This window comes from uncultured Chloroflexus sp. (genome assembly GCF_938091255.1).
GTDB lineage: Bacteria > Chloroflexota > Chloroflexia > Chloroflexales > Chloroflexaceae > Chloroflexus.
Map to the genome: position 1 here is coordinate 1 of NZ_CALLJH010000031.1, position 7,982 is coordinate 7,982.

A 7,982-nucleotide genomic window follows, 5' to 3' on the forward strand; every position below is an offset into this window, starting at 1 on the left:
CCAGCATGTGTTGCAGCCAGCCCCAGTCGGCGCTGGAAGAGGGCGGGATACCATCGCGGAATCGCTCGAACGGGTCGTTCTCATAGAGTTCCTGCCCGAACTTTTGATTCCACATCGGGTTGGCGGCGATCAGGTCAAAGGCCTGTAAGCGCCCGGCGGTGTCGCGAAAGGCGGGCTGGCGCATTGTATCGCCAAGACGGATGTCAGCCTCGATGTCGTGGATGACGGCGTTCATGCACGCCATAGCGAAGGTGGCCGGATTGCTCTCCTGCCCGAAGATGTGCAGCGGCTCGATATGGGAGGGAAGGCGTTTCACCACAGAGTTGACAGAGAACTTCTGCGTGCTCTCCGTGTTCTCTGTTGTTCCCAACCTCTCCACCAGCCGCAGATGGCACTTGATGAGCAGGCCGCCCGAACCGCAGGCCGGGTCATAGACCCTCATCCCCGGCTCCGGCTCCAGCAGGCGCGCCATGAGCACGCCGACCTCGCGCGGGGTGTAGAACTCGCCGGCCGATTGTCCCTGCCTCTCGGCGAATTTGCGCAGCAGGTACTCGTAGGCGCGACCGAGGATATCCGGCTCCACGTCGTACAGCCCCAACCGATGGCGCGAGAGCACCTCGATCAGCGCTGCCAAGTGTTCGTCGGAAATGATACGTTGACCGGCGGCGGTGGCGTTGAAATCCACCATGTCAATCACCCCGGCCAAGGATGGATTCTCGCGCGCCACGGCACGCACCGCGTCGGTTAGATACTGCCCTAGGCCGCTCGTCCGCCGGCGGATCGCCTCCCAGCGGGCGTGTTCGGGGATAAAAAAGCGCACAAGGCTCACATGCCCGCTCTGGCGTTCCTGCTCCAGCAAGTGGAGCAAAGTCTTTTCCCCGCCAAATTCCTGCGCGCGGCGCTTGATCTCATCGTCGAACACATCTGAAAGGCGCTTGAGGAAAATCAGCGGCAGGATGTAATCTTTGAACTTGGGTGCGTCCAACGGGCCGCGAATGACGCACGCCGCATCCCATAGCCAAGTTTCGAGAGTTTGGATATCCATAGCGAGCGTAGTTGGTAGTCGTCTTGCTAGCAATGATTCTCCGTAGGATTGGAGTATTATACTCTACTCTTGCACAGGTGGTGGGTTTTTGCCCCTGTCAGGCTATGAGGGCGGTGCGCGAGGTCGGGGTGTAAGGGTACAGCAGGCTTACCCTTCACATTCTACGATTTCTCGTCTGTGCCTTGACGGATGGGGGAATCAGCCGCGTGCTCCTTCTGTGTCGCATTTGACTATTGTGCCGACTCGTGGTATCTTGCCGCCGTGCCATATCGAAGATGATATTGGCAATATTTGTCATATACCTTGTTGTATATGACACAGCACTCCGCGACAGGACCATGTTCGTCCTGTTCTACCGTCGCACATGCAGTGCGGCGGCCTGATTCCGCGTTGAATGGCGTTTGCTCCTAGTTTGAGCAACGCCCGGAGGAACAACTGCATGATGATGCATTCGACGCACCGGCGTCGCGCTCTATTTGCGTTAAGCTGGTTGTTCGCCGTAATGCTCGTGATCGTTACCCAACCACTTCCCGTCGTCGCTGCCCCCATCCTCGTCCTTCCCACGCCACCCGGCGAACCATGGCGAATTATTCAGGGATACGCTTGCGGTACTCACACTGGCTGGGATCGCTATTCACTCGATTTGGCACAGGTGAATGGCCCTACCTATAACGCGCCGATTCGCGCGGCGGCATCTGGTACACTGTGGCATTGGGAAGCACGTAGCGGCACGATTATTCTCGCCCATGGCAATAACTTTTTTACAATGTATACCCATCTCAGCCGACCAGTAACGACCGAACGCGGGTATGCGTTTGCAGTTGGTGAGGTGCTTGGGTATGCAGGTGATCGTGGTTCACCGGGTATTCCCCATTTGCACTTTACGGCCTACACTGCCGGCGCGAATGGCTGGAGCGGACGGCAGTCAGTGCCGCTGAAGTTCGCCGAGGGTTACGATTTGCCGGAAATCGGTGGCTGCAATCAGCACGGCGGCAAGGTGTTGGTGGCAATGTCGCTGCAAGACCCGGTGGTGACGTTTACCAGCGCGGTGTTGCCGGCGGGATGGTATAACGTTGATCACCAGATCGATTTTCGCGTGGCGTGGGGTGGCGGCGGGCTGAGCCAAGCGTGGGATGTTGAGCCACCGGCTGATGCGCCGATGTTCCCCGGCGCTTACGATGGCTACGCTCGCTTGGCTGACATAGGTGAGGGGTGGCATACGCTCTATGTGCGGGCGTGGGGGCCTGATGGCCGCCAAACCTTGGCGAGTTATGGGCCGGTCGGGTATGACATCTCGCCACCGGTGTTGACGGTAACGCCGCAAACCCTCACGATTGCTCGCGATCAACCGATGACGTTGGTATGGTTGGCAGCAAGCGATCCGTTGTCAGGTGTGGCCGGGTATCGGCTGTACCTTGGCCCTGATCCAAACGGCGAGAGCGAGTGGTTTGTAAGCGATCCAAACGTAACGGTGCCGCCGTTGGCGCCCGGTACGTATCTGTTACGGGTAAAGCCGATTGATAACGCCGGTAATGTGGGTGCGTGGCAGACAGTGATGACCCTCGTGGTTGAGTAGCTCTCATCCCCAGCCCCTCTCTCGTTGCGCGGGAGAGGGGCAATATGTTTACCGCCGCACTACCACCGACGTGCCCACCGGCGCCCATTCGTAGAGCCATGCCGCCGCTTTGAGCGGCAAATTGATGCAGCCGTGGCTGCGGCGCACGCCGGTGCCAAATTGGTTGTGCCAGTAGGTGCCGTGCAGCGCGACACCGCCGACGATATACATCGCGTGCGGGACGCGGGGCACGACCCAGCATTCGCCACCAGCGCAGCCACGCATCGTCTGTTCGCGCACTTTGGCGTAGATGGTGAATGAGCCGACCGGCGTGTTGAAGCCGTCCCGTCCGGTTGAAACTGGCGCGTCGAAGACGATGCGGTCGCCGTCGAGCGCGTAGAGCCATTGGTCGCTCAGATCAACGATAATCAGCTTGTCGCCGGTGGTGCGGGTGACCGGTTGGGTAGGTTTGGGAGCCGGCGGTCTGGCTGCCGGTGCCGGGGTAGGCGTGGCGGCTGGGGCTGGTACAGGCGGCGTCGTTTGGGGTTGGCCGTTGGCATCAACCGGCAGCGCCTGACCGGCAGCGACTGGACTGAGGTCAATGCCGCGTAGGCGAGCGAGGTCGCGGCCTAAGTCGCTGATCCGCACCGCATTCGCCGGATCGGCGGGACGCGGATCGACTTCAAGCCGGGCCCGTTCAAAGTACTGTACCTGCCGCAACGCGCCGCCAACATATTCCCAGCGCGGTTCGCTGATCGGCAGGCCAAAGACATCGATCGCGCCGTGGGCTTCCCAGAAAGCGAGGAAGGGCGGCCCAAGCGTGTAGCCAGTCTCGGCGAAAAAGCGGCGACCGGGAGCGTTACGGATGGCAAGGGTGGGTTGGGGGAACGAGCGGCCCAGTGCAGCAGCGTACTCGGCCCCGACCCGGCCGCGTAACACCGCATTGTCGTGGGCCGGATGCAACTCGAGCCGGCCGCGCTCGAAATATTGCACCGTCAACTCGCCGTCGCGGAAGGGGGCGCTGATCGGTTGGCCGAGGGTGAGCGGCCCGTCGCTGGTCCGCCAAACCCTGAGAAAACCGTAGGTGTCATCAAGCCGCTGGCCGGTGGCGACAAAATAGAGCGCGTTGCTCTGCGCGTGTAGCGGCGCACCCCACAGCGCCAGCATCATTCCGGCTATCAACGCGAGATACCGCATCGTTGCACCGCTTTCTTCAACGTGAAGCCTTCACTTATTATACGGCAGGCGAAGCTGTGGTACCATAGGGAAAGCAGGGACATAGCGCTGCTATGTCCGCACGTGATGGGAACCTTCCATCTAAGGAGCGATCATGTTAACCGAATTACACGACGAACTCGAAACAGTCCGCGAGCGGTTTGCCAATCTGCGGGGGCATCTTTGACTTAGCGGCCAAGCAAGCCGAGATCGAACAGCTCGAAACACGCGCCGCCGATCCCGATTTGTGGAATACGCCACGCGCGGCGCAAGAGATTATGCAGCGGCTGACCCGTTTGAAGGAGGAGGTCACGCTGTGGAACGATCTTGAGCGCCGGATCACAAGCCTCGCTGAGCTGATCGAGCTGGCCGAGTTAGAAGGTGACGAGTCGCTGGCCAGTGATCTGACCGCCGAATTGCGCGCTATTCAGCGCGAGGTCGAACAGCGCGAGCTAGAGGTGTTGCTTAGCGGCCCCTACGATGACCGCGATGCCTTTCTTTCGATCCAGGCCGGGATGGGTGGCACCGATGCCCAAGATTGGGCGGCGATGCTGTTGCGCATGTATACCCGTTGGGCGGAACGGCGTGGTTATACCGTCAATCTGATCGACATAAGTGAAGGCGAAGAGGCAGGAATCAAAAGTGCAACCATCGAGATTCGTGGCCCGTATGCCTACGGCTATGCCCGCGCCGAAGCCGGTGTGCATCGCTTGATCCGGCTCTCCCCCTTTAATGCGGCCCATACCCGCCAAACAAGCTTTGCCCGCGTCGAGGTAATGCCAGAAGTGGACGATGCGCCGGAGGTGGAGATCAAGCCAGAAGACCTGCGGATCGATGTTTTTCGCAGCGGCGGTCATGGCGGTCAGGGAGTCAATACCACCGACTCGGCGGTGCGGATTACGCACTTACCAACAGGAATTGTGGTCGTGTGTCAGAACGAACGATCGCAGATTCAGAACCGCGAAATGGCGCTGCGCGTTTTGCGCGCCCGCCTGCTCGAACGCGAATTGCAGCGGCAGGCGGAAGAACGGGCTCGGTTGCGCGGTGAGTACCGTGAGGCGGCGTTCGGGAATCAGATGCGCACTTATTACCTCCACCCCTCAACGCTGGTCAAAGATCATCGCACCGATTATGAGACGAGCAACGTCCAAGCTGTGCTCGATGGCGATATTGATCCGTTTATCGAAGCCTTTTTGCGCGCAAACGTGCAGGAGTCGTGATGGAGATCAAATATACGCCGTGGCGCATGCGGTATATCAAGCGCGGTGAAACTGATGAGGGATGCGTGTTCTGCGTGATGGCTGCTGCCAATAGCGCCAGCGATGGTGAGCGGTTCGTGCTCTACCGCGGCCAGCACTGCTTTGTGGTGATGAATATTTATCCCTACAACACGGCCCACCTGATGGTGGTGCCGTATCTGCACGTTGCCGATCTTACGATGCTTGATAGTAGCGTTGCCGGGGAATTGTTTACCTTAACGCAACAGTGCGTTGCCATCATACAGGGTGAGTATGCACCGCACGGCTTCAACCTTGGCATGAATTTGGGGCGTGTGGCCGGCGCTGGGATCGCCGATCATCTGCATATGCATATTGTGCCGCGCTGGAACGGCGATACCAACTTTATGCCGATCATTGGTGATACCAAGCTGATCCCTGAAGCGCTGGAAGAGACGTATACGCGACTGCGCCCGCATTTTGCCGCGCTTAGCTCAGCGTCCGCTCAATAAGATCGACGAGATGCGATATCTCGAACGGTTTTTGAATAATGACAGCGCCTTCAGCCTCAAGATCGGCAAACCATGGCTTGCGGCTGAGTGCCGTCATGAGAATAATGGGAATGCCATCGTCTTGCAGACGTTCTTTGATGCGCTGGAACGTCTCGACGCCATCCATGTTGGGCATCATGATGTCGCTTAACACGAGACTGGGTGAGAGGTTTTCGAGCATACGCAGCCCTTCAAGACCGTCACGGGCTAATACAACATCGTAGCCGGCATTGCGAAGGGCCAATGATAAGATACTCTGGAGCCCGAGATCATCATCGATGATGAAGATAGTGCCTTTATTTGCTGACATATCTGTTTCCTTGTCAGTCATGGTTTTGGAAGGGGTTGGGATGGACATGAGCAGGTCGGTGTTTGTTGTGCGCCATTATACCAGAGAGTAACCGGGTAGGTGTTGGGAAATTAAGAGTGATACGAGGAGTAAGTGCATGACTCGTCCGGTGCCGGCAGTGCTGGCCGAATATCCGTTTCATTACCCGATTGAAGTGCGCTTTCGTGATCTTGATGCGCTTGGTCACGTCAATAATGCGGTCTATGCGACGTATCTCGAATCGGCTCGGATCGCATATTATCAGCGTTTGGTGAGTGGTTCACTCGATCGGTTGGGTATTATTCTGGCTGAACTGACGATTCGTTACAAAGCGCCGGCCCATTTTGGCGATGAGTTGCTGGTGGGCGTGCGGGTTAGCCGGATTGGTGGCAAGAGTTTTACCATGGATTACGCAATTGCCCGCCTTGGCGATGGCGCGCTGATCGCGACGGCGCAATCGGTGTTGGTGGCCTACGATTACGCTGCCGGGCGTAGTGTGCCGGTGAGCGACGAGTTTCGTACTCGCGTCGCTGAACTGCAAGGCGGGCTAGCCGAATCGTAGCGGCGACGCGGCTCTTCATCGCTCTACTCCGCTAATTCGTGGTAGAGCTGCACAACTGGGTCGTCGCGTTTGCGGCGGGGGTTGATGCCGGCGGCGGCAAGGTAGCGCTGGTAGACGCGCTGCATCTCTACCGGCAAGCCGAGCCGGTGGCTGGCGCGCAAGTGCCAGTTTACCACGGCGGCTGCTCGCGGTTCGAGGCTTAAGACGCGCTGGCAGTAGTGCAAACATTGCTGATCGTTACCGATAGCGTAAGCATGGGCGGCCAGCCGTTCGCCGGATAGCACCGTCTTGCTGAGCAGGCTCGCTCGCCGTTCGGCGGCCCACTGCTGCGCGCCGGCAATTCCCTCCATGTACGGCCCGTCGTACAGATCTAGCACGTATTGGTAAGACGAGAGCGCCGCATCAAGGCCCTGTTCATCAGCGGTTTTGACAGCGAGATCGAATGTCCGCTCTAGCAGGTCGGCATCGCTGCGGTATAGATCGCTGTTGAGTGCGCAGCGTTGCCGATTGGTATGGAGTAGATGCGTGGCGAGATCACTGCCGCCGCATTGATGTAGCACTTGTCGCAAGGCGGTCAGGGTACGGGCTATGCTGCTTGCGCTGGCCGCGCCGCCCCAAATGGCCGCCGCAATCTCGCTGCGCGTGGCCCCGCCGGCGCCGCAATGCACCAGATAGGCGAAGATGCCTTGCACCTTGCGCCCGCCAGCCTTCCCGCCATCACTTTGCCCCCATTGATCCGGTTCGATTGGGCGGCTGTCAATAAAGACTTGGAAATCGCCAAGGCAGCGCACGTAGATGCCACGGAATGGGCGAAGCTCGACCCGTAGACCGGTAATGTCTCTGATGTTGGTTAAGGCTGCGCGCGCTTGTTCACTCAGCGCCGGATCGTCGAGTAAGCGGCGCAGGTAGGTAAGGGCGCGGTTGCCATAGTGGGTAAGCAGAATAGTGGTGGCTTGCCGGCGCACAAGCGGGTCGGTATGGGTCAAGAGCGGCAGGTAAAGTGTGACAGGATTGGACATAGCTGCTACTCATCTTGATCAGGCTCCTCTGGCGGGAGGCGGCGGACAATGTTGACTGAGGGATCAATGCGCAGTTCACCATACTCGTCAAACTCAACCAAGAGGATTTCGCGATCGCCGCTGAACATGCTGAAGCGCACTTTACCGGCTCCATACGGCATACAGATGATCCGGTCGCCGGGCTGGAAACGCGGTTCGGGCGGCGGGGCGCTAGCGGTTGGTTGCGGCGTAGCCGGTGCGGCGGGTTCGGCGCGCGAGCGACGTTGGCGCAGACGGGCCAGTATCGCTTCGGCGTCGGGCGTGGTTGGCTCTTCGGTCGGCGGTGGGTTGACCGGCTGCGCTGGCGGCGAGCGATCAGGTTGATTACGCACCGGTGTCCGTTCGGGTGGCCGGCTGTATCGGTTACGTGCATTGCCGCTGGCGCGGGCGGCGCGGGTGGGTGGCTCGGCGCGGGTGGGCGGCTCGGCGCGGGCGGGCGGCTCGGCGCGGG

General features: G+C 59.6%; 8 protein-coding genes and 1 pseudogene. 4 read left to right on the plus strand and 5 right to left on the minus strand.

Features of this window, described 5'->3' with window-relative positions; all coding sequences use genetic code 11:
• The coding region (locus Q1A00_RS11340) for a class I SAM-dependent DNA methyltransferase (RefSeq protein ID WP_299756832.1) at positions 1-1,045 on the minus strand (1,045 nt) is incomplete at its 3' end.
• A gap of 439 nt (positions 1,046-1,484) precedes the next feature.
• Between Q1A00_RS11340 and Q1A00_RS11345 the strand changes: the two genes are divergently transcribed.
• Positions 1,485-2,621 carry a peptidoglycan DD-metalloendopeptidase family protein gene (locus Q1A00_RS11345; protein WP_298406528.1) on the plus strand — a complete coding sequence of 379 codons (1,137 nt, stop codon included), beginning with the start codon at positions 1,485-1,487 and terminating at the stop codon, positions 2,619-2,621.
• Positions 2,622-2,669: 48 nt separating this feature from the next.
• Here the strand turns inward: Q1A00_RS11345 and Q1A00_RS11350 are convergent, their stop codons facing one another.
• Positions 2,670-3,797, minus strand: coding sequence for a L,D-transpeptidase (locus Q1A00_RS11350; RefSeq protein WP_298483253.1), 1,128 nt, complete (start codon positions 3,795-3,797; stop codon positions 2,670-2,672).
• A 133-nt stretch (positions 3,798-3,930) separates the two neighbouring features.
• Here Q1A00_RS11350 and prfB point away from each other — a divergent pair.
• Positions 3,931-5,035 (plus strand): peptide chain release factor 2 gene (gene prfB / locus Q1A00_RS11355; RefSeq protein WP_298406530.1). Its coding sequence is split into 2 segments (ribosomal slippage): positions 3,931-3,999 and positions 4,001-5,035, totalling 1,104 coding nucleotides; the frame shifts between segments, so codons are not numbered across the junction.
• Positions 5,035-5,544 carry an HIT domain-containing protein gene (locus Q1A00_RS11360; RefSeq protein ID WP_298406531.1) on the plus strand — a complete coding sequence of 170 codons (510 nt, stop codon included), beginning with the start codon at positions 5,035-5,037 and terminating at the stop codon, positions 5,542-5,544. Before prfB ends, Q1A00_RS11360 begins: the two co-directional genes overlap by 1 nt.
• Here Q1A00_RS11360 and Q1A00_RS11365 read toward each other — a convergent pair.
• Positions 5,522-5,893, minus strand: a complete 372-nt coding sequence (locus tag Q1A00_RS11365) for a response regulator (protein ID WP_298406532.1) — start codon at positions 5,891-5,893, stop codon at positions 5,522-5,524. The genes Q1A00_RS11360 and Q1A00_RS11365 overlap by 23 nt on opposite strands.
• A 136-nt stretch (positions 5,894-6,029) precedes the next feature.
• On the opposite strand from Q1A00_RS11365, the gene Q1A00_RS11370 reads away from it, so the two are divergent.
• Positions 6,030-6,473 (plus strand): thioesterase family protein, encoded by a 444-nt coding sequence (locus Q1A00_RS11370; RefSeq protein ID WP_298406533.1) that lies wholly within the window; start codon positions 6,030-6,032, stop codon positions 6,471-6,473.
• Between the two features lie 23 nt (positions 6,474-6,496).
• On the opposite strand, the gene Q1A00_RS11375 is transcribed toward Q1A00_RS11370, so the two are convergent.
• Both Q1A00_RS11375 and Q1A00_RS11380 read right to left on the minus strand, forming a co-directional pair.
• Entirely contained in the window at positions 6,497-7,492 is a 996-nt protein-coding gene (locus Q1A00_RS11375) for a bacterial transcriptional activator domain-containing protein (protein ID WP_299756838.1), read from the minus strand.
• Positions 7,493-7,497: 5 nt separating this feature from the next.
• Positions 7,498-7,982, minus strand: a pseudogene (locus tag Q1A00_RS11380) (helicase); the annotation flags it as partial.

Bases quoted from the DNA above. Each gene is read 5' to 3' on its own strand.
- Q1A00_RS11365 (WP_298406532.1), bottom strand. From the start codon at position 5,893: ATGTCAGCAAATAAAGGCACTATCTTCATCATCGATGATGATCTCGGG.
- Q1A00_RS11345 (WP_298406528.1), top strand. From the start codon at position 1,485: ATGATGATGCATTCGACGCACCGGCGTCGCGCTCTATTTGCGTTAAGC.
- Q1A00_RS11370 (WP_298406533.1), top strand. From the start codon at position 6,030: ATGACTCGTCCGGTGCCGGCAGTGCTGGCCGAATATCCGTTTCATTAC.
- Q1A00_RS11350 (WP_298483253.1), bottom strand. From the start codon at position 3,797: ATGCGGTATCTCGCGTTGATAGCCGGAATGATGCTGGCGCTGTGGGGT.
- Q1A00_RS11360 (WP_298406531.1), top strand. From the start codon at position 5,035: ATGGAGATCAAATATACGCCGTGGCGCATGCGGTATATCAAGCGCGGT.
- Q1A00_RS11375 (WP_299756838.1), bottom strand. From the start codon at position 7,492: ATGTCCAATCCTGTCACACTTTACCTGCCGCTCTTGACCCATACCGAC.